20 protein-coding genes are annotated in these 24,829 nt (G+C 52.1%); 4 read left to right on the forward strand and 16 right to left on the reverse strand.

Translation table 11 applies throughout. The features are described 5' to 3' along the window. The first annotated feature begins 27 nt into the window (after window positions 1-27). From QQK89_RS00490 to QQK89_RS00500, 3 genes are all read left to right on the forward strand, one after another. Window positions 28-762 carry a phytanoyl-CoA dioxygenase family protein gene (locus tag QQK89_RS00490; protein ID WP_284236430.1) on the forward strand — a complete coding sequence of 245 codons (735 nt, stop codon included), beginning with the start codon at window positions 28-30 and terminating at the stop codon, window positions 760-762. Between the two features lie 61 nt (window positions 763-823). Next, the gene (locus QQK89_RS00495) at window positions 824-1,717 is read left to right on the forward strand and encodes a helix-turn-helix domain-containing protein (RefSeq protein ID WP_284236431.1); all 894 of its coding nucleotides are present in this window, start codon (window positions 824-826) and stop codon (window positions 1,715-1,717) included. Further along, complete coding sequence (locus QQK89_RS00500; RefSeq protein ID WP_284236432.1) at window positions 1,714-1,947, forward strand: hypothetical protein; 234 nt, start codon at window positions 1,714-1,716, stop codon at window positions 1,945-1,947. Before QQK89_RS00495 ends, QQK89_RS00500 begins: the two co-directional genes overlap by 4 nt. A 26-nt stretch (window positions 1,948-1,973) precedes the next feature. Here the strand turns inward: QQK89_RS00500 and QQK89_RS00505 are convergent, their stop codons facing one another. The 16 genes from QQK89_RS00505 to QQK89_RS00580 form a co-directional block, all read right to left on the reverse strand. Continuing rightward, a complete protein-coding gene (locus tag QQK89_RS00505; protein WP_284236433.1) occupies window positions 1,974-2,204 on the reverse strand; it encodes a hypothetical protein in 231 nt (76 codons plus the stop codon). A gap of 41 nt (window positions 2,205-2,245) precedes the next feature. Next, window positions 2,246-3,670, reverse strand: coding sequence for a dihydropyrimidinase (hydA, locus tag QQK89_RS00510; RefSeq protein ID WP_284236434.1), 1,425 nt, complete (start codon window positions 3,668-3,670; stop codon window positions 2,246-2,248). 3 nt (window positions 3,671-3,673) lie between these two features. After that, the gene (gene preA, locus QQK89_RS00515) at window positions 3,674-4,978 is read right to left on the reverse strand and encodes an NAD-dependent dihydropyrimidine dehydrogenase subunit PreA (protein WP_284236435.1); all 1,305 of its coding nucleotides are present in this window, start codon (window positions 4,976-4,978) and stop codon (window positions 3,674-3,676) included. Window positions 4,979-5,085: 107 nt separating this feature from the next. Further along, the gene (locus QQK89_RS00520) at window positions 5,086-6,441 is read right to left on the reverse strand and encodes an NAD(P)-dependent oxidoreductase (protein ID WP_284236436.1); all 1,356 of its coding nucleotides are present in this window, start codon (window positions 6,439-6,441) and stop codon (window positions 5,086-5,088) included. 14 nt (window positions 6,442-6,455) lie between these two features. Next, window positions 6,456-7,337 carry a nitrilase-related carbon-nitrogen hydrolase gene (locus tag QQK89_RS00525; protein WP_284236437.1) on the reverse strand — a complete coding sequence of 294 codons (882 nt, stop codon included), beginning with the start codon at window positions 7,335-7,337 and terminating at the stop codon, window positions 6,456-6,458. After that, on the reverse strand, window positions 7,330-8,610 hold the full coding sequence (locus QQK89_RS00530; protein WP_284236439.1) for a M20 family metallo-hydrolase: 1,281 nt from the start codon (window positions 8,608-8,610) through the stop codon (window positions 7,330-7,332). Before QQK89_RS00530 ends, QQK89_RS00525 begins: the two co-directional genes overlap by 8 nt. A 158-nt stretch (window positions 8,611-8,768) precedes the next feature. Continuing rightward, a complete protein-coding gene (locus QQK89_RS00535) occupies window positions 8,769-9,824 on the reverse strand; it encodes an ABC transporter substrate-binding protein (RefSeq protein ID WP_284236440.1) in 1,056 nt (351 codons plus the stop codon). Between the two features lie 65 nt (window positions 9,825-9,889). Then, window positions 9,890-10,765 (reverse strand): ABC transporter permease, encoded by an 876-nt coding sequence (locus QQK89_RS00540; RefSeq protein ID WP_284236442.1) that lies wholly within the window; start codon window positions 10,763-10,765, stop codon window positions 9,890-9,892. Beyond that, window positions 10,762-11,577 (reverse strand): ABC transporter permease, encoded by an 816-nt coding sequence (locus tag QQK89_RS00545; protein WP_284236443.1) that lies wholly within the window; start codon window positions 11,575-11,577, stop codon window positions 10,762-10,764. Before QQK89_RS00545 ends, QQK89_RS00540 begins: the two co-directional genes overlap by 4 nt. A gap of 33 nt (window positions 11,578-11,610) precedes the next feature. Beyond that, window positions 11,611-12,411 (reverse strand): ABC transporter ATP-binding protein, encoded by an 801-nt coding sequence (locus QQK89_RS00550; protein WP_284236444.1) that lies wholly within the window; start codon window positions 12,409-12,411, stop codon window positions 11,611-11,613. Window positions 12,412-13,396: 985 nt separating this feature from the next. Continuing rightward, the gene (locus QQK89_RS00555; RefSeq protein ID WP_284236445.1) at window positions 13,397-16,459 is read right to left on the reverse strand and encodes a glycoside hydrolase family 2 TIM barrel-domain containing protein; all 3,063 of its coding nucleotides are present in this window, start codon (window positions 16,457-16,459) and stop codon (window positions 13,397-13,399) included. Between the two features lie 98 nt (window positions 16,460-16,557). Then, complete coding sequence (locus QQK89_RS00560; RefSeq protein ID WP_284236446.1) at window positions 16,558-17,376, reverse strand: carbohydrate ABC transporter permease; 819 nt, start codon at window positions 17,374-17,376, stop codon at window positions 16,558-16,560. Then, window positions 17,369-18,244, reverse strand: a complete 876-nt coding sequence (locus tag QQK89_RS00565) for a carbohydrate ABC transporter permease (RefSeq protein ID WP_284236931.1) — start codon at window positions 18,242-18,244, stop codon at window positions 17,369-17,371. Before QQK89_RS00565 ends, QQK89_RS00560 begins: the two co-directional genes overlap by 8 nt. Before the next feature lie 148 nt (window positions 18,245-18,392). Continuing rightward, the gene (locus tag QQK89_RS00570) at window positions 18,393-19,709 is read right to left on the reverse strand and encodes an ABC transporter substrate-binding protein (protein WP_284236447.1); all 1,317 of its coding nucleotides are present in this window, start codon (window positions 19,707-19,709) and stop codon (window positions 18,393-18,395) included. A 159-nt stretch (window positions 19,710-19,868) separates the two neighbouring features. Continuing rightward, a complete protein-coding gene (locus QQK89_RS00575) occupies window positions 19,869-21,650 on the reverse strand; it encodes a sensor histidine kinase (protein WP_284236448.1) in 1,782 nt (593 codons plus the stop codon). Between the two features lie 13 nt (window positions 21,651-21,663). Continuing rightward, complete coding sequence (locus QQK89_RS00580; protein WP_284236450.1) at window positions 21,664-23,232, reverse strand: response regulator transcription factor; 1,569 nt, start codon at window positions 23,230-23,232, stop codon at window positions 21,664-21,666. Window positions 23,233-23,499: 267 nt separating this feature from the next. Between QQK89_RS00580 and yhbH the strand changes: the two genes are divergently transcribed. After that, window positions 23,500-24,663 carry a sporulation protein YhbH gene (gene yhbH, locus QQK89_RS00585; protein ID WP_284236451.1) on the forward strand — a complete coding sequence of 388 codons (1,164 nt, stop codon included), beginning with the start codon at window positions 23,500-23,502 and terminating at the stop codon, window positions 24,661-24,663. The last annotated feature ends 166 nt before the right edge of the window (window positions 24,664-24,829 follow it).

The raw sequence follows: 24,829 nt of genomic DNA on the forward strand, positions 1-24,829 counted from the left end.
ACTAAACCTATGAGGAGGACTTATCCTATGTTAAAAACGACAATCGACAAAGCTCATTACGATCGCGAAGGCTACATTGTTCTGGACAATCTGTTCACCGAAGCGGAGATGACCGAGCTGACCCGTCACATCGACGTGCTGGACGAAGCACGCGCGGCGGAGGTGCGGGCACTTGGCCAGCAGGGCATCAGCATCCCGAACCAAATTAATTTCACGTCGCATTTGAACCTCAAGGACCCGTACATTCAAAATTTCGCTTGTCAAGAGAAGATGGCCGAGCTAACCAGCACTTTGCTGCAATCGGACGTGCGCCTATACTGGGACCAGTCCGTCTATAAGACGCCGGAAGCGAATCGCGACTTCCCTTGGCATCAAGATAACGGCTACGCGCCGATCGAACCGGAGCATTATGTCACATGCTGGCTCGCGCTGGAAGATTCCACGATCGAGAACGGCTGCATCTGGATTCATCCGCGAACGCATCAGCAAGGTCTCGTCGAGCATAAACAAACGGAGATTGGCAAGCAATGCTACTTCGGAGATGATCCGGGACTAGCCGTGCCGGTCAAGAAAGGAAGCCTGATCGCTTTCCATTCGCTGCTGTTCCACCGCAGCACGCCAAACCTCAGCCAATCAACCCGCAAGGCTTATATCATGCAATATTCGCAGGACGGCGCGATCGATCCCATGACTGGCGCTGAATACGAGAACGGGCCAACTCTTGTGCAGGGCGGCCGCTATATTTATCAAGCGAAGGCATAACGGATAACGCGTTGAAGGAATGCAGCCCGTTCTTGAACCAGGCAGAGAGGAAGGCTAAAGGATGTCAGACAGGTTACATCATGCGTCCGGAACGGATGCGCATACTCCAAGCACGGTGCAGACGGATACCCGGCTGACGATGTATGTCGCGGAAGAAGCTGCGTATTCGAAACTGAATATTCGCAACTCGCATCCTTATTGGATCGTGAGCTGCGTCGTAGAGGGCGAGGTCGTGACGGAAACCGCCGGCATCGCAAACACGGCACGTGCGGGAGACGTCATGATTCATCCCCCGCATATCCCCTTCAGCGAACAGTCGGATACGCCGGGCGTCCATCTGTGGTGCGCGTTTCAAACGGAATACGCGCCCGGACTCGAGCTTCTGCGCCTGTACCCGCTTCCTCTCGTCATCCGGTTCGACGATCCGGTTTCGTTCCAATCCGCATTCCGCAGACTGCTGGCCGCATGGACGAACGGAAGCTCCGGCTTCCGCGATCTGCGCGTCACGGCGGGCACCTACGAGCTGCTAGGGCTCTTGCTCGAGCAATGGGAGTTCCTCGGACGTCCATTGCGCGCGGAGGAGGCCCGAACGGAGCAAGACCGGCACACCGTCGTGATCCGCTACATGATGGATCATTATGCCGAGAAGTTGTCCCGTGGGCGACTAGCGGCGCTTATCCATCTGCATCCGGTCTACTTCGACCGCATCTTCCTGGAACGCTTCCAGGTGACGCCCATGCAGATGCTTCGCGACATCCGTCTGCGTCAATCCATGAAGCTGCTTGAAAGCACCAACGAAACGCTGCATGCAATCGCCCTCGCTTGCGGCCTAGGGGATGCTCCCTACTTCAACCGCCTATTCCACAAAACGTTAGGACAGACGCCTGGCGAATACAGAGAACAAATTCGCCAAGCGCGCGGCCATTATGCTAACGGCAAGGAGGGAGAGGCATGAATGGAAACCCCGGGCAATCCGGTTCGCTCCGGTTCTGCGTCAACAATTACAGCAGGCATGCCGGAACGCTGAGTTGGATGACGCATTACAAGTCGCTCGGCTGGGACGTTCAGCTTGTCGGCTGCATGGGACAATGCAGCACATGCCGAGCCGAACCGATGTTTCTCCAGAACGAGGATTGGGAGCCGATAACACCCGGAGCTAGCGCCGAGTGCATGAAGCAGCGTTAATGTTTAAGGTTCGATCGATCCCGCAATTAACCCGCATCGTTCCATCCGGAGGAAGCAAGCTGCTTCACTACCAGATTGGACATATATTTCCGGGCATCCGCGGAGAGCAGCTGCAGCACCGCGCTCTCTCCGCCGGGATGCATAAGCTCTATGGTCGCACCGCTCAAATTCTCTACGACACTATGAATTCGGAATTGCCTGCTTATATAAGCATCCAGCTTTTGCTTCTCTTCCATAAACTCCTGGTACGCGGACATAGGGAGCACCTCGCCTCTTTTGTGTTAGACACCTTCAGAGCTTATAGCTGCTGTACCTTTTCTTTCGAGTCCGAACCGCTTGCCTGCTTATACGTCGCCCGTTTCAGGAATTGCCCCGAACCCGCCGTTCCCACATAAGCTTGATTCCGCACGACAAATTCGCCGCGAGACATGACGCTCTCCGGAACGCCGCTCACGCGTATCCCTTCAAACGGATTGTAATCAACGTTCATATGATGGGTCTCCGCCGAAATCGTTCTCTCCGCATTAGGGTCAAAAATAACAATATCCGCATCGCTGCCAACGGCAATCGTCCCTTTGCGCGGGAACAAGCCAAACAGCTTTGCATTCCTGGTCGCCACAATATCCACGAATTGGTTAAGCGTAAGCCTTCCCTTCGCAACGCCCTCGGAATACAAAATCGAGAAGCGGTCCTCAATGACCGGCCCCCCGTTCGGAATTTTACTGAAATCGCCTAACCCTAAATCTTTCTGTCCTTTGAAGTTAAACGAACATTGATCGGATCCAAGCGTCTGCAGGGAACCGGTAATCAGCGCGTTCCAGAGCACCTCCTGATGGCTCTTCTCGCGAAGCGGCGGAGACCAGACGTACTTGGCTCCTTCGAAATCCGGCAAAGCAAGGTACGATTGATCGAGCATCAGATACTGCGGGCAAGTCTCTCCCCAGACATCAACGCCGCGAGTTCTAGCTTCACGAATCGCTTTCACCGCTTCCGCGCAGGTGACGTGCACGACAAACAGTCTGGCGCCCGTAAGCTCGGCAAGGGCTGCGGCACGCGCCGTAGCTTCTCCTTCAATAGCGGAAGGCCTAGTAAGCGCATGGTAGATCGGGTCCGTGTTCCCTTCGGCGAGCGCCTTCTCAACCAGGAACTCGATAACGTCGCCGTTCTCGGCATGCACCATCACCATGGCGCCAAGCTCCTTCGCCGATAGCATCGTCCGGTACAAGGTGCCGTCATCGGCTTGGAATACATTTTTATACGCCATAAATACTTTAAACGAAGTGATTCCTTCGTCTTGCACAATCGAAGGCAGCTCCGCCAGCACGGCATCGTTAATCTCGCTGATCATCAGATGGAAGCTGTAGTCGATGACGGCTTTCCCTTCCGCCTTGGCATGCCATTTCCGAAGCGATTCGCTTAAGGGTTTCCCTTTGTCCGTCAGGCAGAAATCGATAATCGTCGTTGTTCCGCCAAACGCCGCCGCTCTAGTCCCCGTCTCGAAATTATCGGCCGTTACCGTACCGCCAAAAGGCATATCCAGATGGGTATGCGGATCTACCCCGCCGGGGAACACGTATTTCCCCGTTGCATCGACGATTTCCGCTCCCTCGGCCGTAAGCCCGAGACCAATCTGCTTAATGATGCCGTCCTCGATCAGCACATCCGCTTGGTACGTATCCGCCGCGGTGACGATCGTTCCGTTCCGTATGATTGTTGCAGCCATGGCTTACACCGCCTCCTTGTTCGCGCCGCCCGGCGCTTGATTGGAATCGCCGATCGAAGCAACCGCCTTCTGACGCTCATTCCAGGACATCGGCAGCTCGCCGGTCGGAATCTCCACCATGGAGATTGCGCCTTCCACCGGACAGACGATCGAGCACAGGTTGCAGCCAACGCAATCTTCTTCTCTGACCTTGAGGTAAGACCGTCCGTCGCTGTCCGTTAATCGTTCTATACATTGATGCGAAGTGTCTTCACAGGCAATATGGCATTTGTTGCAGACGATGCAATTCTCTTCGTGAATCCGGGCAACGACCTGATAATTCAGATCTAGATCGCCCCAATCCGAATAACGGGGAACGGACTTGCCAATGAGCTCGGTAACCGAAGATAACCCTTTGTCATCCAGGTAGTTATTCAGCCCGTCGATCATATCCTCCACGATGCTGAAGCCGTGATGCATCGCCGCCGTGCATACCTGCACCCCGGTGGCGCCCATGAGCATGAATTCCACCGCATCGCGCCAATTGGAGACGCCTCCAATTCCGGAGATCGGTACATTCACCTCGGCATTCCGCGCGCATTCGGCTACCATGTTGAGGGCAATCGGCTTCACGGCCGGGCCGCAGTAGCCGCCATGCGCCCCTTTTCCGCCGACATGCGGGATCGTATTCCACGTATCGAGATCTACGCCGGCAAGCGAGTTGATCGTGTTGATCAGCGAGATTGCATCCGCTCCTCCGCGGACGGCGGCTTTGGCCGTTGCCGTTATGTCCGTAATGTTCGGCGTCAGCTTCACAATGACGGGAGTTTGCGCCGCTTCCTTGGCCCACATCGTCTGCGCCTCGACAAGATCGGGCTGCTGGCCGGAGGCCGAGCCCATGCCGCGCTCCGCCATGCCATGCGGACAGCCGAAGTTGAGCTCAAGCCCGTCGACTCCGATGGCTTCGACTTTTTTTACAATCTCATGCCACTTCTCCCGCTTCGGCTCCACCATGAGAGATACGACCAGCGCATGGTTCGGGAACCGTTTCTTCGTCTCGTAAATCTCTTTCAAGTTCACTTCCAGCGGGCGATCGGTGATCAGCTCGATATTGTTAAAGCCCGCCACTCGTTGCCCGTTGAAATGAACCGCCGCAAACCTCGATGAGGTATTAATAATCGGATCCCCGAGCGTCTTCCACACCGCTCCGCCCCAGCCCGCTTCGAAAGCGCGCTGCACCTGGTAGCCCGTATTGGTCGGCGGCGCCGAAGCAAGCCAGAATGGATTCGGCGAGGATATGCCCGCCAGATTGATGCGCAAATCAGCCATCGCGTTCCCCTCCTAAAAAGAATTGCCGCTCCAAATGGCTTACTAAAGCCATTTGCGGTGATTCTTGCTTCGAAAGCATATGCTTTGTTACTTTGACAAACTTCGAATTACGCCGTTTCCTCCTGCTCCTTCACCAGCTGCCGATAGATGGCATAAGCGGCTTTCTTCCCTTGCTGCGCCGCCGATACTACCATCGCTTCCCCTTGACCGTCGCCAAATATAACATCGCCCGCCGCATACACCTGCGGATCGGACGTTTGGAACGTGACCGGATCAATCGCCACGATTCCGCGCTTATGCGCAAGTCCCAGCTGCTCCACAAGATTGACGTGCCGCGTCTGGCCAATAGCGAGAATAACGGCATCCACGTCCATGACAAACTCCGAGCCTTCGACCGGAACCGGCCGGATATGTCCGCCGCTCTCTTCCAGCCGCATGTAGGTGCATTCAAGCGCCGTCACGTTCCCCGTGGCATCGCCGATCATCCGCTTCGGTGCGGTAAGCCACTTGAACATGACGCCATCCTGCTTGGCGAAATCGTATTCAAATTCATAAGCCGTCATCTCGGCAGAAGTTCTGCGGTACACGATCGTGACCTCTTCCGCCCCTAGCCGAACCGAGCAAGTTGCCGCGTCTATAGCAGTATTGCCGGCACCTATTACGGCGACCTTCTTCCCCGCAATATCCGTCCGGATGGATGTTTTCGTCGATTCCACGAATTCAATCGCATCATATACGCCTTGAAGACCTTCCCCTTCGATGCCAAGCTTCGGCACCTTGGACATGCCGACGGCGAGAACAATCGCGTCATATTGCTGCTTCATTTCCTCTACGCTAATATTAACGCCAACCTTCACGCCTGTCCGGATCTCTACGCCAAGCTGCCTCACCTGTTCCACTTCCCACAGCGAAATTTCCTGCGGCAGCCGGAAGCTTACGATGCCATATGTATCCAGGCCTCCCGCCTGCTCCTTCGCTTCAAACACCGTCACGGCAAAACCAAACCGCGCGAGCTCCCTTGCCGCCGACAACCCGGCCGGGCCTCCGCCGATCACGGCCGCTTTCTTCCCGTTGCTGCGCCCCGCCGCGAACAACACCTGCTCATTCTTGATCGCCCAGTCCGTCGCATAACGCTGTAGATCGCCAATCATAATCGGCTTGGACGAATGATTAAGTACACATGCTCCCTCGCAGAGCTCCTCCGTCGGGCATACCCGCGAGCAGCTTGCGCCAACCGGGTTCGCCTCCATGATGGCCCGGGCCGAACCTTTCATGTTGCCGGAGGCGATTTTTTTGATAAAGGACGGAATGTTGATGCCTGTCGGACAAGCTTTAATACACGGTGCATCATAGCAATAAAGGCACCGGTTCGACTCTTCTACCGCTTCCTTGGGCCTCATTCCGGCTTTCACCTCGGCGAAATTACGCCTCAATGACTCTGCCGATATAAACGTTGTCGCCATGGGTTACCTCCTCCTTATAGGTTTATGATGCCATCGTACGTTTCCGGCCTGCGGTCCCGATAAAATTGCCAGCTATTCCGCACCTCGCGGATCAACTCTTTGTCCATTACGCCAATAACGACCTCATCGCGGTCCCGGCTGCCAATCGCCGCAATGGAACCTCGCGGGTCCACCAAATACGACTGCCCGTAAAACTCCCCCATATTCCACGGCGCCTCATACCCGACCCGGTTAATGGCCGCGACATAATACCCGTTTGCCACCGCATGGGCCGGCTGCTCCAGCTTCCACAGATATTCCGAGGTACCGGCTACCGTTGCGGACGGGTTAAAGACGATCTCTGCCCCGTTGAGCCCAAGCGCCCGCGCCCCTTCCGGAAAATGACGGTCATAACAGATGTATACGCCAACTTTCGCGTAAGCTGTATCAAATACGGGATAACCGGAATTGCCCGGCTTGAAATAATATTTCTCCCAGAAGCCGCAGCCACCGTCGCCCGCCACGACATGCGGGATATGATGCTTGCGGTATTTGCCAAGGTAAGTCCCGTCCGCGTCTATGACCGCCGACGTATTGTAATAATTGGCGATGCCTTCCCTCTCGTAGATCGGAAGGATAAGGACAACGCCAAGCTCCCGCGCGAGCTCCCGGAACAGCTTCGTTGTTGGCCCATTTGGCATTTCCTCGGCGGCGTCATACCATTTGGTCGTCTGCTCGGCGCAGAAATACGGACCATAGAAAATCTCCTGCAGCGAGATGATCTGCGCGCCTTTGCTTGCCGCTTCGCGGACGAGCCGGATATGCTTCTCGATCGCCGCCTTTTTGTGTGCCTCTACCGGCTCGTCGCCGTGAATGTCATGAGATGCTTGTATTAATCCGATGGTTACTTTACTCATCGCTTCTCCTCCCGTTGGTTGCTCCGCTTGCGATACGATGCGCCGTCCGGTATAACAGCTCGGCTCCGAGCGTTATGTCTTCCGGGGACGAATATTCCTTGGGGTTATGGCTGATGCCTTCCTTGCACCGGACAAAAATCATGCTGTAATCGCAGACATACGACATCGTCAGCGAATCATGGAAAGGCCCGCTCATTAGCTCGGGTGCCGCAAGCCCCATGGCCGCCGCTTCCTTCCGCACAATATCTTTCATCCAATCCGCGCAGTAACGAGGCTCGCTGTTCGTGTCTTCGCGAATTAAATATTGCAAAGTATGCTCGTCGCAAATATCCTGAATCGTATCCAGCAGCTGCAGCTCCAGCTCGTTGCGGCGCGAGAGAACGATGTCCCGGAGATCAACGGTGAACGTTACTTTTTCCGGAATGATGTTGCGGGAGTCGGGAAAGACCGTTAGCGAACCAACCGTTCCAACCGTCGAAGTGCCTTCTTGAAGCCTGACAAGTTCGTCAAGCGCAACGATTACTTTGGCGGCGCCTACCAATGCGTCTCTCCTCATCGGCATCGGCACCGAACCCGCATGTCCGGCAAAGCCGTTCAGCTCAACCGTCCACCAGAGCGGTCCGGAAATACCGCTGACGATACCAACCGGCGCATCCAGCGACTCCAATACCGGTCCTTGTTCAATATGAAGCTCTAGAAAAGCTCCAATTCTTCCTGCCTCAAACGTATATCGATCAAACGCCGCCGGATCGCAGCCAAACTCTAGCAAAGCTTCCCGGCGGGTTACGCCATTCTTATCCTTCCGGTCCAGCTCCCCTTCCTCGAGCTTGCCCGTCATGCCGCGGACGCCAAATAATCCTTTGTTGAACCGGCAGCCTTCTTCATCGCAAAAGGCGACTACTTCTATATTCATGTCGGGAGTAAATTGCTTCTCCTTCATCGTTTGCACGGTTTCGATGGCTCCTAGAACGCCTAATGCCCCGTCATATCGGCCGCCATAAGGCTGGGAATCCACATGGGAGCCAAGCATAAGCACCGGAAGTTCCGGATTCCTACCTCTGAACTCGCCAATCAAATTGCCAAACGGATCGATTCGGGTACGCATCCCCGCTTCTTCCATCCAATTCCTCACTTGCTCCACGCCAGCCCGATCCTTCTTGGACAAAGCAAGCCGGCATACGCCAGTCTCTCCAATCCTGCCGATCTGGGCTAATTCCTCGATATGCCGGTTCAGCCGTTCCGCATTAATGGTTTCCCTAGGTTCCACGCTCATGCCCATTCCCTCCCGTCCAAACTCCGATGACATATAAGTATGTACGATATTTAAATTTATACGGCTAGTCAGATAGCTGCCCTCAAGAGAGGGCAGCTATCCCGTGCAAAGACTTGCTTATAATGCGCTAGACTCGATTGCTTCCGGAGATTCACCCGTTAGCTTTTTTCCGCATCCGCCAGAATCGTCTTATTGATCGCTTTGCCCAGATCAGGGGCGGCTTTGATAAGACCGTATTTCATGGAAATATCCACAGTCCGCTGAACCGCATCATCCACAAACGAGCCAACCTGCGCGTCCGTGAACCCTTCGGGCTTCACGAGTTTGGCCATCTCCATCAGCATGGTCGTCTGGTGCTCCTTCGTCGTGCTGCCCTCGGTGACCGCCTTCATGACGATATCGACGGCTTCCCCCTGGTTCGCAATCGCGTAATTCCAGCCTTTCATCGTGGCGCGAATCGCCTTCACCGCGGTATCGCGGTTATCCTTCAGCCAATCTTCCTTCACGACAAGCGTATCCTCAAGCATTCCGACACCGGCATCTTCGAAGTCATAGACGTACAGATCATCCGGCTTTACGCCACTCTCCAGCACGACATGGTACTCGTTATAGATCGTCGAGATCGCTACATCCAGCTGTTTATTGAAGAACTGGTCCATCGTAAAACCTTGCTTCACCAGCTCCACGTCTTTCTGAGGATCAAGACCGTTCTTCTCCATAAAAGCGAGCACCTGGAACTGCTGGCTTCCCGTCCACATGCCTACCTTCTTGCCTTTCATCTTCGCTGGGGTATCGATTCCGGAAGTTTTGTCCGCGACAAACCGGTACGAGCTTTTCTGCAAAATTTGCGCGACCGATACAAGCGGCAGGCCGTTATCCCGGTTCACCAGAAGGCTGTCAAAGCTCGTTACGCCGATATCCGCTGCGCCGTTCACCACCTGCTGCTCAATGACCACATCCGGTCCTCCCGGAACAATCTCGACATCCAGCCCTTCATCGGCGTAGAAACCTTTTTCCTTCGCTACAAAAATACCGGCAAACTGCGCTTGAGGCACCCATTTCAGCTGAATCTTCACCTTCTGCAGAGGTTCATCTGCCTTGCCCTCGTTGGCCGACTCCGACGGACTGTTATTGCCGCAGGCCGCGACAATTAGAAGCGCCATGGCCATCGTCAGCGATGTGACCAAACTCTTAACCCGGTTTCTCTTTCTCATCTACCCCAACACTCCCTATCGCTATCTATTTATAAGATGGTGACATCCCCTGATGCGTCAGAAGGTTAAGAAGCTTGCTTTCGCTGAGCGGCATGCCACGGAATCGCGAATCTCTCTATCAGTTGAATTAGATAATAAAGCGCGATGCCAAGCACGGCGGCAATAACGATGCAGGACCAGGCAATCGGCATATTGCCAAGCTTGATCTGATCGGATAACAGAAATCCGAGTCCTCTCGACGATATGAAAAATTCGCCAACAATGGCTCCTATAATACCTGTTGCCATGTTGATCTTCAGCGCCGTAAAAATAGCCGGAAGCGCAAGCCGGAAGCGAAGCTTAGCAAACACGGTAAATCTTCCTGCCGCATAAGCCTGCATAAGTTCGAGATAAGCGGGTTCCACGGAACGAAGCCCTTTATAAGCGCTGACCGCCATCGTGGCCATCGTCATGATCGACACAATGGCAATCTTCGAGGCTACCCCATCACCAAACCAGTTGTTCATCACCGGTGCAAGCGCGACAATAGGGACCGCGTTCAGAGCCGCGAGAAGCGTAATCGCCCCTTTTCCCGCTTTAGGAAGGAACGATGCGATAATAGCTGCGAGCAGACCAATCGCTGAACCAATGAGGCAGCCGCCGATCATTTCGGAGCCGGTATACAGCGAATAGTTCCATAACAAATCGCCATTTGAATGAATCGCTTCGGCAATGGCGGATGGAAGCGGCAATTGATACAGCTCCAAGTGAAACAACTTATGGAAGATTTTCAGCTGCCAAAGGATTAGAAAAAGAAAACCAAAGCCGATAGGTAGCCAGACGTTGCGGCTTTCCTTGCCCGAAGCTGATTTTGTTTTATTGCTCTTGGCTACCTCTGCTTCTCTAGCCAAAGAAGAGGAGACCGGAGCGCGTTCCGTATTCATCGCCGTCATCTCCTTCATTCTTCTTGGCCCCCTTGCTGGCGGAATTCGGGCTGCCATGGAGTCAATAACCGTTCCGCCAGCGTAACAAGAAGAAACCAGATCAAACCAATCGCAACGCTCATCAGAATCGTGGACCAAAACATGTAGACTTGGGAGCTGCCGTAATAAAGCGAGCTAAGCATTAAGACGCCAATTCCGTTTGGAGCGCCCATAAGCTCGACAATAATGGAAGCGGTGATCGCAAGCGGCGCGGATAACTTTAGGCCGGCGAATAGTCCCGGGAGCGACGCCATCAGCCGCAGCTTCGCGTACGTAGCCCACGTCGATGCCGCATACGAACGCATTAGTTCCTCCTGCTCCGGCTTAATGCTCTTAAGGCCGCGAAGCATATTGATCGCTACGGGAAAAAAAGTCACATATCCCGCCATCAGAACTCTCGACATCGCCGGATCATGGATAATGCCATACAGAATGGGAGCAAGCCCGATGATCGGCACCATCTGCGAAGCAATCATATAAGGCGACAAAGTTAGTTCGACGGCTCTGGACAAACTCATAGCAATGGCTAAGGCTACGCCTACCGCCGCACCGATCAGAAATCCGGTTATCGAATTGCCAAAGGTAATGATGCCTTGTTTGGCAAGCGTTGACCAATGGTTGGCCAAGGCTTCAAGAACGAGGTGCAAGTAAGGAAGCTTGGAAGCTGGAGCAAGCACATGGGCCACATCGTTTATGTACCAAGCGGCCGCTTCCCATAGAGCTAGTACTCCGGCTAACCAGATCAGGATTACGCCGCTGCCTTGGCCGCTTTTTCTAAGCCATCCGCTCATCGAGAGAATCCTCCTAACTTCGAAAGCATTAGCTTAGGCGTGCAGTTGTTGCTTGGAAAGCTGGAAACATTCCCTCACCTTGGCAGTCATCTCGTGAAAACGTCCGGAGTTCCTAATCTGCTCGTAGCTCCCCTCCTCCCGCTCCATTTCCAGGATAGAATGAACTCGCCCGGGATGGGCTGACATGATAACAACCCGATCGGACAGGAAGACGGCTTCCGGGATGCTATGCGTAACAAACACGATAGTCTTGTTCGTCTGCTTTTGAATATCGAGCAGGTCCAGCTGAAGCTTCTCCTTCGTGAATTCATCAAGGGCCGAGAATGGCTCATCCATCAGCAAGATTGGCGGATCAAGCGACAAAGCTCTCGCGATTGCCACTCTCTGCTGCATCCCGCCGCTTAGCTGCCAAGGATAATGATCCTTGAACTTGGTCAAGCCCACCATGTCAATAAGCCGATTTGATATGGCGGAATATTCAGACTTTTTAAGACCAAGCACTTCCATCGGAAGCTCAATATTGTCTTTTACCGTACGCCATTCAAATAAGGTAGGGCTTTGAAAAACAATGCCGTACTTCCTCTTCAGCCTGACCTCGCGGGGCACTTCCTCTCCAATCGTAATCCTCCCGCTTGTTGGCTGGAGCAGATCCGCCAATAATCGAAGCAAAGTCGACTTCCCGCAGCCTGACGGCCCCAGCAGGGAGACAAACTCGCTGCGATAAATATCAAAGCTGACGCTCGACAAAGCGGTCACTTCACGTCCTTTGCGGCCAAACACCATAGACACATCGTCAATCCGAATTTCCTTTTCCTTCTCTCTTCCAAGTGACAAACGATCATCCTCCCGGGCTGAAGAATGCTAATCCGTCCGTTATATGTACCGTTCCAATGCTGTTACGTAATATTATATAACACCACATTTGGATTACATTATACAAAGTGTTTTATAAAATAACCGTTTTGTTGGACGTTATGTACAGAGGAGAACTGAATGGCGGTTAACCGTGTCAGGATTGAGTTACTATACCTGTACTTTATGTGCCATCGCATCTTATGTCCACCCTCTTCATCCTTTAGTTCTCCCGCAATTGCTTCCCATCACACCTGCTACCTACCACACTCGTTGTAACTCGGTTTTTTCTTCTTATTTGGCTACTTTCACCACTGTAGCAGGCTTTTTGCCTGCTGCAGCTCACACGAGGAGCCGCCCCACGGCGCGTTCTACTCTGCAGCAAGCATTTTGCCTGCTACAGCTCACACGCGGAGCCGCCACGGGCTTTTGCCGCTCTGCAGCAGGCGTTTGCTACTCTGTAGCAGGCTTTTTTCCTGCTACAGCTCACAACGAAGAGCCGCCGCCGGCGTGTTCTGCTCTGCAGCAGGCTTTTTGCCTGCTACAGCTCACACGCGGAGCAGCCACGGGCGTTTGCTGCACTGCAGCAGGCTTTTGGCCTGCTACAGCTCACACGAGGAGCCGCCCCAGGCGTGTGCTACTCTGCAGCAGGCTTTTTGCCTGCTACAGCTCACACGCGGAGCAGCCACGGGCTTTTGCTGCACTGCAGCAGGCATTTTGCCTGCTGCAGCTCACACGAGGAAGGCGCCACGGGCGTGTGCTACTCTGTAGCAGGCTTTTTGCCTGCTGCAGCTCACAACGAGGAGCCGCCACGGGCGTGTGCTACTCTGTAGCAGGCTTTTTGCCTGCTGCAGCTCACAACGAGGAGCCGCCACGGGCGTGTGCTACTCTGCAGCAGGCTTTTTGCCTGCTGCAGAGCAAAAAAATAGAGGCTGTCCCCAAGGGACAACCTCTATTCAAACCGTCTTTATTTCGTCCGGCGGTCAACCGCCGAAATCGTAAACGCAAAGCTCAGATCCTGATCCGCCGGGATCAGGTATTCCGGGTGAACCGGAGCGCCCCAGCTGTCGTCGCCGCCTACGCCCATTTGGCGTCCAGCGACTGTGACTACAGTGTAATGCGGCTGCGGAAGCTCGTACCAATGTGCGGCATTTTCGAGCTCAAACGCTGTCCAAGGCGACACATTGCACTCCACCGGCGCCGATGGCGATGCGTTTAGCTCCAGGCCATAGCCTTGGCTGTCCGTAATCCGGACACGGCGTACGCCGGTACGGTTGCCTGTCTCCTGCGGCACCAGATACGGCGTCGGAAGATCCTTCACGGCACGGCTGATTGTGCCAAGACGCGCGCCAAATGCGCGATCGATGTAGTTTTCTTCCGGACCCATCGCATACCATTCCGTCTGATCGTAATCCGCAGACAGCTTGAACGTCAGGCCAATGACCGGCACGTTCGGCAGACCAGCCGCACCTTTGTAATCCGTCTTCACTTGAATGCTGCCATCAGCAAACACGGTGTACGTAGTACGCACACGCAAATCGGCATGGATGCTGAAGCCGTATTCGAATGCCACGGTTGCTTGATCTCCCGAATCCGCAACGGACAAATCGACCTTCAGGCATTTGCGTGCCAAGCTTGCCGCATACCACAGACCTGTATCGTAACCATGCGCATAACCTTTATCGTTATCCGTCTGCGCGCGCCAGAATTGCGGCACGGGCGGAGCTGCGATAAACTCGCGGCTGCCGTAGCGGATGGATGCAAGCGAACCAACGCCCTTGGAGAACTGGATTGTGAAGCCGTCGCCCATCACGCCAATGTTCACGTCGCCTTCCACTACGCGGATCGTGCCGGCAGGCGCTGCAGATTCTTCAGCCGCAACCTCGAACACGTACTCGCCAAAAGCCACTTCATGGCCGGCTTCCGCCCACAGCTCGTCTTGCTTCAGAACAAGCGTAGCATGGATCGCGTATTCGCCAGAAGCCTTAAGCACTTCTTCCGGCAATGCCAGCGATACAACAGCTTCGCTTCCTGCTTCAACCGATACTTCTCCGCCAGCAGAAGCGAACACTTCTACTCCGTCGCGGAGCACGCGTACATCCAAAGCCCATTCGTTTGTGTTCACAAACAGATTCTCATTTATTACTCTCAAGCTATCCTTTGAAGGGACAAGCTTCACGTTCTGGTACAGGAACTTCACTTCCTGCATTTTCGGAGTTACCTTGCGGTCCGCAAACACGATGCCGTTGCCGCAGAAGCTATAGTCCGTAGGACGATCGTTAAAGTCTCCGCCGTAAGCGAAAAACTCTTTGCCATAACGGTCTGTGGTCATAATGGACTGGTCCATGTAATCCCAAATAAAGCCGCCTTGGTACATCGGGTACTGCTGCTCGAGCTCGGTATATTTGTGCATGCCCCCAACCGAGTTGCCCATCGCATGCATGTATTCGCAGCTAATGTAGGGCTTCGACGGATTGCTCTCCAAATATTCGATAATGTCCGCGGGTTTCGCGTACATCCGGCTCTCCATGTCGCTTGTCGCATCGTAGTCGCGGTTATGGAACACGCCTTCATAATGGACAAGGCGGCTTGGATCCTTCGCATGGAAATATTTCGTTGCGTTCAAGATCACTTCGCCGGCATACGATTCATTGCCGCAAGACCAGATCAGAATCGAAGGATGGTTCTTGTCCCGCTCAAGCATCGACTCCGCACGGTCCAGAACCGAACCTTGCCATTCCGGCAAGTTGCCCGGTACGTTCCACGACGGCTCAACCGCGCCCATCTTCTGCCAAGAACCATGGGATTCGAGGTTCATCTCGTCAATGAGATAAATGCCGTATTCGTCGCAAAGCTCGTACCACAAAGTCTGGTTCGGATAATGCGAAGTACGGACAGCATTCATATTGTTTGCCTTGATCGTCTTGATATCCCAAATCATGTCTTCAGCCGTAATCGCACGACCGCGGCGGACGTTAAATTCATGGCGGTTAACGCCTTTGAATACGATTCGTTTGCCATTCAAGCACATGACTTTATCGATCATTTCGAAACGACGGAAGCCTGCTCGCTGCACGATGGCTTCAACCAGTTCACCTTGCGCGTTAACAATAGACAAATATACGTTGTACAGATACGGAGATTCTGCGCTCCACGTTTTCACGTCACTTACATCAAGAGCTATCGATAGCTTGCCGTCCGCAAATACACCTTCGCTTGCAGCCACAACAACGCCGTCGGCATCCTTAAGCTCAAGCTTCGCGCCTGCGCCGGTATTGCCAGCCTGCTCCAACAGTTCCAAGTCTACCGTCAGTTCGCCAACCGAATAGCTATCGTCAAGATCCGCGTGCACAAACAGATCTCTAACGTGAATTTCCGGTACCGTGTACAGATACACATCGCGGAAAATACCCGAGAAACGCCAGAAATCCTGGTCCTCGAGCCAAGCGCCGGTGCTGCGTTGATACACTTCAACCGCGAGTTTGTTGTCGCCGTCTTTAATAAAAGGCGTCAGGTCAAACTCCGAAGGCGTAAAGCTGTCTTCCGAATAACCGACAAACTCGCCGTTCAGCCATACATAGAAGGCCGACTCCACGCCCTGGAACGAAATATAGACCGGACCCGTCATCGATTCCGGCTTGCGGAAATGCTTCACATAACTACCTACCGGATTGCTAACAACCGGAATTGCGGGAGGACGAACGCCGTCCAGACCGTCCCACGGATACATCGTATTTACATATTGCAGCTGGCCGTAACCCTGCATCTGAATATGCCCGGGTACTTGAATGTCATCCCAGCCGCTGCAATCAAAGTCCTGCTTGTAAAAATTCTCGATCCGGCTTGCCACATTGACGGCATAACTGAATTTCCATCCGCCGTTCAAGTCGTGGCGCATCGCCATTGGCGCTTTAAGCTCCGCTTCCCCCATCGTACGGTAATACCGATGATCGGAGTGCGCATCCAAACGGTTTACCCGGTAAACGGTAGGATCGCTGAGCCAATTGATGTCTGCTCGTGTTGCTTTCATTCTTTTTATATCCTCCCCAAAAATGAATTATCACCACAATAGCCCGCTGCACGGGCTACTGTGATGATTCATACTTCAAAGCATTTGCTTGACTACCCTTATTTCACCGATCCAGTCATTCCCGCTACAAAATGTTTTTGCATCAGGAAGAAGACAATGGCCGTTGGCAGCGTCGCGATCAGAATAACAAGCATGTTGACACCATAGTCCGGCGAGTAACTGGAACCCAGGTTGGAGATCAGAAGCGGAATGGTCCGTTTCTCCGGGGATTGCAGCACAACGAGCGGCCACAGGTAGTTATTCCAACTGGACATGAACGTAATGATGGCAGCAGCCGCATACGATGTTTTCATCGTTGGAACGTAAATGCGGAAGAATACGCCAAGTTCGTTTAATCCATCAATTCGACCTGCTTCAAGCATTTCCTTCGGAAACATCTTTGTACTTTGCCTGAAAAAGAAAATCAAGAACGCGGTCGTGACCGTTGGCAGCACGACAGCCGTCATCGTATTTATCCCGATTGCGGGAATATTTTGCGAAATGGTACCAAACATCCGGTACAGCGGCACCATCAGAGCCGCAAACGGAATCATCATCGAGAGAAGCAAAACGTTAAATACAACATCCTTCGCCTTGCTGCGGAAAATTTCAAAGCCGTAACCCGCAAGCGAAGCGATAAGAAGCGCAAGAACAGTTGTCGTGATCGAAATTTTGGCGGAGTTCCATAATGCCGGTCCAAGATCGATCTGATCCATGATTTTGGACCAGTTTGCTCCCAGACTGGAACCCGGCATCAAAGTGCCTTTTGTAACGTCAACCGATTTGTTTGTTGCGCTTATGATCATCCAAATGAATGGGAAGATCGATACAATGGCCGCAATGCTCAGGAAGATATAAGTGAATATCCGCTTAGCCATTTTTATCACCTGCCAGTCTGAACTGAAGAATCGAGAAGATTACAATGAGAATAACTACACCGTACGATACCGTCGCGGCATAACCGAAGTCAGGCGTATATTTGAACGAAAGGTTGTAAATATACTGCGACAGCGTCGTGGTCGAGTTACCCGGTCCGCCCTTCGTAATGTTCATAACCTCGTCAAACAACTGGAGCGTACCAATCGTCGACGTGATAGAAGTGAACAAAATAATCGGTTTGAGCATCGGAATTGTAATAGCACGGAATTGGCGGAAGGCCGAAGCGCCGTCAATTCGTGCCGCTTCATAAATCGAGTTGTCGATGTTTTGCAGGGCAGACAGATAGAAAATCATATTATATCCGGTCCAACGCCAAGTGATGGCGATAATAATCGTAATTTTAGCCCAGAACGGGTCAGTGATCCATTGGATAGGTGCGTCGATCAGATGAAGGTTAGTCAACAGCGAGTTGATCAAACCGTCATTGCCAAACAAATATTTGAAGATTACCGAATACGCTACAAGCGATGTTACAGCCGGCAAGAAGATTGCCGTACGGAAAAACCCTTTGAATTTCAGCTTGCTGTCATTGAGCAATACCGAGATGAACATCGCCAGGACGATCATGATCGGTACTTGGATAATGAGGAAAATAAACGTGTTTTTCAGTGCGGTAATAAAAGTCTGGTCTTTAAACAGCCTTGCATAGTTGTCTCCGCCAACATAATGCAGGTTCGTGCCCGTCCCGCTCTGGAACGACAGCATCAGTGCCTTGATCATCGGGTAAAAGTAAAAGGCGCAAATCATGATGACCGCTATCGCGATAAACGACCAGCCGATCGCATTGGTTTTCGCCTTGATATTCATTGCTTTTGCTTTACTCACAGCGGCAGCCAGCTCCTTCCTATCTTTGAGCAATCCAAATGAAAACCCCGGAGCATGCCCCGCCGGGCACGCCCTTCACTTTCTTGGCGGCGGAACGCGGTAGGCCATGTTCCAGGGTTCGTTTCTCTCTTTATTTTACAGACGAATCTGCTTGTGCTTGCGCGTCTTTCAGTACATCGTCAATCTTCTTGCCGTTCAGGTAGTTCTGCATTTCAACAACCAGAATGTCTTCGATTGCGTAAGTGTGCATACCGTAGTTTACGCTTGGAATTTCGTTCGTCCATTTCGCGAAGTCTTGTACGATTTTTTGACCGCCGAAGAATTCGTTAGCTGCTGTATAAGCCTCGCCCGTTGTAGCCGGTTTGTAAGTACCGATTGCGCCTACGTCAGTAACGAGTTTTTGGTACAGGTTAACGTCGGAGCCCAAAGTTGCTTTCAGGAACTCAGCTGCTTGCTCTTTGCCCGGAACGTTCAGCACGTACCACGAGCTGCCGCCAAGGTTGGTTGCATGCACGGAGTTAGGCGTTTTTGCAAGCTTAGGCATTGGAGCTACAGCCCATTTGCCGGATTGCGAAGCTTCAGCCGTGATGGAAGGCGTGAACCAGTTGCCTGTTGGAACGGATGCAGCGTCACCGTTGTTGTAGTTCGCTACGAATTGGCTCCAGTCGGAGTGGATTTTCACGATGTTGGCATCCATCATGCTCTTGTACACTTCGAATGCTTCTTTCATCGCTGCGTTGTTTGCGATGTTAGGCGTTTTGCCGTCTTCGTTCAGGTACCACGAACCAGCGGACTGAATCATCATACGGATGATGCCAAGATCGTTCGGGTCAAGGGAAATCCAGTCCTTGCCTGTAGCTTCTTTTACTTTTTTGCCGATCTCGATGTATTGGTCCCAAGTGATGTCTTGAAGATCATCAATGGTGTAGCCAGCTTTCTCCAGGTAGTCCGTTCTTACATACAAGCCGGCAACGCCGGAGTCGAACGGAACGCCGTAGTTTTTACCGTCAACGCTTGTTGGTCCAAGCTTGTAGTCGGCAAAGTCGGAAGATTTAATTACGCTGCTTAGGTCGTAGAACATGTCCGGGTAAGCTTGCAGGAAGCTTTGCGCGCGGTAGTCCTCGATAAGTACGATGTTTGGCAGGCCTTTTGTCGTGCCTGAGCTCATGCCCGTGTTCAGCTTTTGAACGATATCGTTCTGAGCGTTTTCTACAATATCAACGGTCAAATCCTTGTTAGTTGCCGCATACGCGTCTTTCGCAAGGTTCATCGCTTTGATGTTAAAGTTAGGATCCCAAGCCCAAACCGTAATTTTGCTAGCGGCTTTTCCGCCGTTATCCGTGCCGTTATTCGCGCTGTTTGTATTGTTGTCCGAGTTGGAACCACAAGCCGCCAAGGATGCTGCTGTTACTGCGCTAAGAGCAAGTACAGTGACTAATTTCTTCACTTTCAAGACCTCCGTATCTGTATGTGTGTTGTAAGCGTTTTCCGACCTACAAATCCATGATAGCACTCCCATCATGGCGCTCGTTAGAACGATCTTTACAACGAATTGTCATTTTATTATGAGTTACTTGAAAGTGGGATATTCGAACTAAGACGATTTTTAGAAATTTGGATCATTATTAGATGAAAGGAGCGGAATCCGGATTTTTACCCTGGTACCTTCCCCGATCTCGCTCGTAATCGTTACGCCGTATTCTTCGCCAAACAACAATTTGATCCGGTCATTTACATTTCTTACGCCAATGCCGCTGAACAGCTGTCGTTTGCTTACCTCTTTCGGGATGCCGCCGTTTATATTCATGCCGTCGCCGTTATCCACCACTTCACAGACAAGCGATGTGCCTTCCTGCGCTACCATAATGTAGATATAGCCTTCCTGCTTCTCGTTAAAAGCATGGAAAAACGCGTTTTCGATAAAAGGCTGGATCATCAGCTTCGGAATCCGGTAGTTCAAGCAATCCGGCCCGATAAAATAACTGACCCGAATTCGTTCGCCATACCGAACTTGGTTAATAAAGACGTAGTTTTTCATATTGTCTAACTCTTGCTGTACCGTTATCATCTCGCTAACGTTGCCGATCGCATTCTGCAGCAGCGAGATCAGCGCATTAATCGTCTCGGCCGCCTTCTCCTTGTTGCCCTGCTGCACCATGAATTTCACGGAAGCAAGCGTATTGTAGAGAAAATGCGGATTAATCTGCTGCTGAAGGGCTTCCAGCTCCGCGTTTCGCTGCTGCTTCTGCGTCTCGACCAACTTGCTGACATAATCGTTAAGCTCATCGATCATCGCATTAAACGCAAGGCCTAGCTGCTTCGTCTCATAACTGCCATCCACTTTGACATGACGGTCGAACTCGAACTTGGAGATGGTGGAAATCTGCTTCACTAGCCGGGTGAGCGATTTGGTCAGACGTCTCGAGATCAGGAATACGATAATAACCGCCGCGGCTACGATCGCCATCACAATAAGCGTAATCTGCTTCGTATCCGTCAATTGGCCCAGGACCTGCTTCTTATCGATCACATTGACCATATAGAGCTCCAGCCCGGAGATATGCTCCGATAACAACAGATGGTCTTTGCCCATGATGTTGGCATTTTTATAATCCAGGTTCTTCTCTTCGATTTCTTCGGCATAACGAAGAAGATCCGGCGAACGTTGCCCGATCCAGTCATTCCGGTTGGAGGATACGATGGTCCCTCTCTTATCAATGACTGCCACATCATTGCCCAGACTCGTATTGCTGTTATAAAACCGGGCGAAATAAGGCTCGCGCACGGCAAAATAAACCATGCCGTACACCGTTCCGCTTCGGTCGACCAAAGTTTTGGATGCCACAATCGTAGGTTCGATGCCGGGAATGCCGGAGGATTCCGCATCGTCGTAGGAATACATCAGCTTGCGCGGCTCCGCAAGCGAACGTTGGGTGATCGGATGGTTCTCCAGCTTATCGTCCGGTACCGGCCAATAGGACCGGTCCGTCGAATACCTTCGTCCGTTTACTCCCGTTACCGTAATCCCTACCTCATAGGCATCCACGCTGGAGCGGATCTTGTTCATCTGCTGTCCCATTTGGAAGTAGCTGCCCACCATCTCGCTCGAGTCCCCGCTGCCTTCGGTCAGAAACTGCTTGATTGTACCGCTCTGCGAGATTTTGTTGGAGGTAAGAACAATCGAATAGTTAAAGGAATCCATCCCGTTTCTTATCTGCGAGATGATTTTGGAATTCGTAATGCTGAAGGTTTCCATGAACACGCGGCTTGATACGTTCATCGTCGTCCAGGTGGCCGTAATCGATACGGCCACAATGCTCACGACCATAATAATAAACATTTGGACGAACAAGCCGTTGTATTTGAATCGGTCAAGTACATTTCTCAAAGCTATCACTCACTCATCTTAAGGTTTGTTGCCGGTAGCGGCTTGGCGATAAGCCGGTATGTTTCTTGAATACTTTACAGAAATAGCTATGGTCCGAATATCCAACCATCCCGCTGATCTCCGAGATCGAGGCTTCGCCCGCCCGCAGCAGTTCCGACGCTTTTGTAAGTCTCACTCTGTGCAAGTAATCGACGAACCCCTCGTTATGATGGGTGGAGAAGTAACTCGACAGGTAAGAAGGATTGAAATGAAAATGTTTCGCCATCTCCGTTAAATTAAGCGGCTCGGCGTAATGCTCGTGAATATAATCAAGCAATCGCTTCATATTGGCGTTGCCGGATTGTTCGGCTTTCTCGGCGATGCAAAGCTTCGCTTCTCCGATGAAATCTTGCAGCAGCTCTGCGGCAGCATTCGCATTTCGCGATTCTTCAATCGCCTTGAAGTAATGGTATTTCTTCGTCTCCAGCTGCTGCGTACTGTAATTCATGTTGCCCAGAAGAACCGTAATATTAAAAATAACGTTGCTTAAAAAGGACTTGAACTCAAAGACATCCGTCGTGTAGTTCGTCTTGAAAGTATCAAGATGCTCAAGCAAGTACTCAAACGCGGTATCAAACCGCTCTCTCTTGAACGATTCCGTGAAGCTGTTCAGATTAAACGGCTCAGCCGCCTCGGGCGATTCCGGGAACTCGTGGAACAATAACAGATGCCTGTCCGGGAAATAGAAGGCGTAGTCCATCATTTTGAGCAGACTGGACTTATAGGATAATTCCAGCCCGGTTATTGCCGAGAAAGGCTCGCTCACCACGACTGCCACGTCCAGCTTAAGCTGATCGATGGAACTGGCCATGGTCCGTCCCCAATAAGGCAGCAAACTGAGCATCGTATAGTCCAGATTAAGAAGCAGCATAATCATCGGCGCCTCTGCCTTCAGCACATGGTACACCAGTTGGTCCGCGTGTTGCGCTTGCTTGTCCAGTTCGTCCACCATCGTCTGCCGGATCGCGTTCACCTGTTCCTTCGACATGGAACGTCCCCGCAGGTCAACGCCGAGCAAACAGAACGCGCTATGGGGAAAATGATCCGCAAGTTCTTGTTCCGCCTGGCTGTCATTCATGTCGTACCCGGACAGCAACTTCTCAAGGACGGAATCTATCGTAGGACCTTGGCTCGCAAAATGTCCTTCGTTTTGTAAGGATGGAATCTTCTCCGCCACCGCTTTGAGGACGCCCAACATATGGCCGGTGTCTAGCTTCGGCTTTAATATATAGTCGCGAACACCGCTCTGAAACGTGGAACGGACATGATCGAAGTCGCCAAAGCTGCTTAGCACGATGACTTCAATCTCCGGATATTTCAGCTTGATCTGCCGGGTCAGTTCTTCGCCGTCCATAATCGGCATGACCAGATCGGTCAGCACGATATGGGGCTGAAGCTCCGCGATCAGCTCAAGCGCTTCTTTGCCGTTGGAAGCTTCGCCTACGATCTGAAACCCCTCTTGCTCCCAGTTCATATAATGCTTGATGCCTTGCCGGATCAAGGCTTCGTCGTCCACGATCAGCAGCCTGCAGTAATTTGACATGATGAATAACCTCCTAAAAGAATTGATGCACGCTCTTGGCATCAATTCTTACTTCGTAAGCATGGGCCTGCCCTTTAATATGTAAGGTACATTATAACCGATAAGTCGAGCCCATTTCTCACCTTTGTCGATGGATTGTCCTTGTCGCAATGTGTAGAAATATTTGGAAGTTTGCTAGAATCGGGCAACTTTTGCTTCACATATCCGGGGAGGACTTGAATATATTGAATAACAAACCCAAAAAACTGTGCAAGGAGGTGCTCCGAAATGGGTTCAGCAGAAGATAGACTATTTGTTGTTTCTCAGGAGGATTGGTCGCTGCATCGCAAAGGCTACCAGGATCAAGCCAGGCACCAGCAAAAGGTTCGGGAAGCCATCAAGCAAAACCTGCCCGACCTCGTGTCTGAAGAAAGCATTGTCATGTCTGACGGCAAGCAAGTAATCAAAGTGCCGATTCGGAGCCTTGATGAATTCCGATTCGTGTATAACTACAATAAAAATAAACATGTAGGCCAAGGAGACGGTGACAGCCAGGTCGGCGACGTGCTTGGCGTCGATCCGCAAGCAGCCAAAGGTCCCGGGAAGGGCGAAGGTGCCGGCGATCAGCCCGGCGAGGATGTCATCGAAGCGGAGATCAGCTTAGCTGAGCTTGAGAGTATGTTGTTCGAGGAGTTGGAACTGCCGTTCCTGCGCCAGAAGGATAAGGATCAGCTCGAGACGAAGGAAATCCGTTTCAACGATATCCGCAAAAAAGGCATTATGTCGAACATCGACAAGAAGCGGACGATCATGGAAAATCTTCGCCGCAACGCGACGTCCGGTACGCCGGGCATCCACGGCATCTCGCCGGACGACCTGCGCTACAAAACCTGGGAAGAGATTGTACGTCCGCAATCGAACGCGGTTATTCTCGCCATGATGGATACGTCCGGTTCCATGGGTTCGTTCGAGAAATACGTTGCCCGTTCGTTTTTCTTCTGGATGACCCGCTTCTTGCGGCATCAATACGAGAAGGTCGAAATCGTATTCATCGCCCATCATACCGAAGCGAAAGAAGTGACCGAGGAAGAGTTCTTCACCCGCGGCGAAAGCGGCGGCACGATCTGTTCGTCGGCGTATATCAAAGCGCTTGAAATTATTGACAGCCGGTTCTCGCCAAGCGTGTACAACATCTATCCGTTCCACTTCTCCGACGGCGACAACCTGACCAGCGACAACGAGCGCTGCGTCAAGCTGATCGGCGAGCTGCTCAAGCGCTCCAACCTGTTCGGCTACGGCGAAGTGAACCAGTACAACCGCTCGAGTACGCTTATGTCCGCATACAAAAACATTAATATGCAGCATTTCATGTACTATGTGATTCGCGAGAAAGGCGAAGTATATAACGCCCTGAAATCGTTCTTCCGCAAGCGGGAGGGTATTGTGGGGTAAATGAGAAAAGGGGCTATTCCAACAGTCATTAACTTGACTTTGGGATAGCCCCTTTTATTTGCTCTATTAGCATGTTGTTTCATCAAATAGAGTTGTTTCCCTGTTATATATACGGATTTGATCAGACATTTCTCTACTACAATAAAAGAAGATTCCAGGTATACTA

This window comes from Paenibacillus glycanilyticus, assembly GCF_030161375.1.
GTDB lineage: Bacteria > Bacillota > Bacilli > Paenibacillales > Paenibacillaceae > Pristimantibacillus > Pristimantibacillus glycanilyticus_B.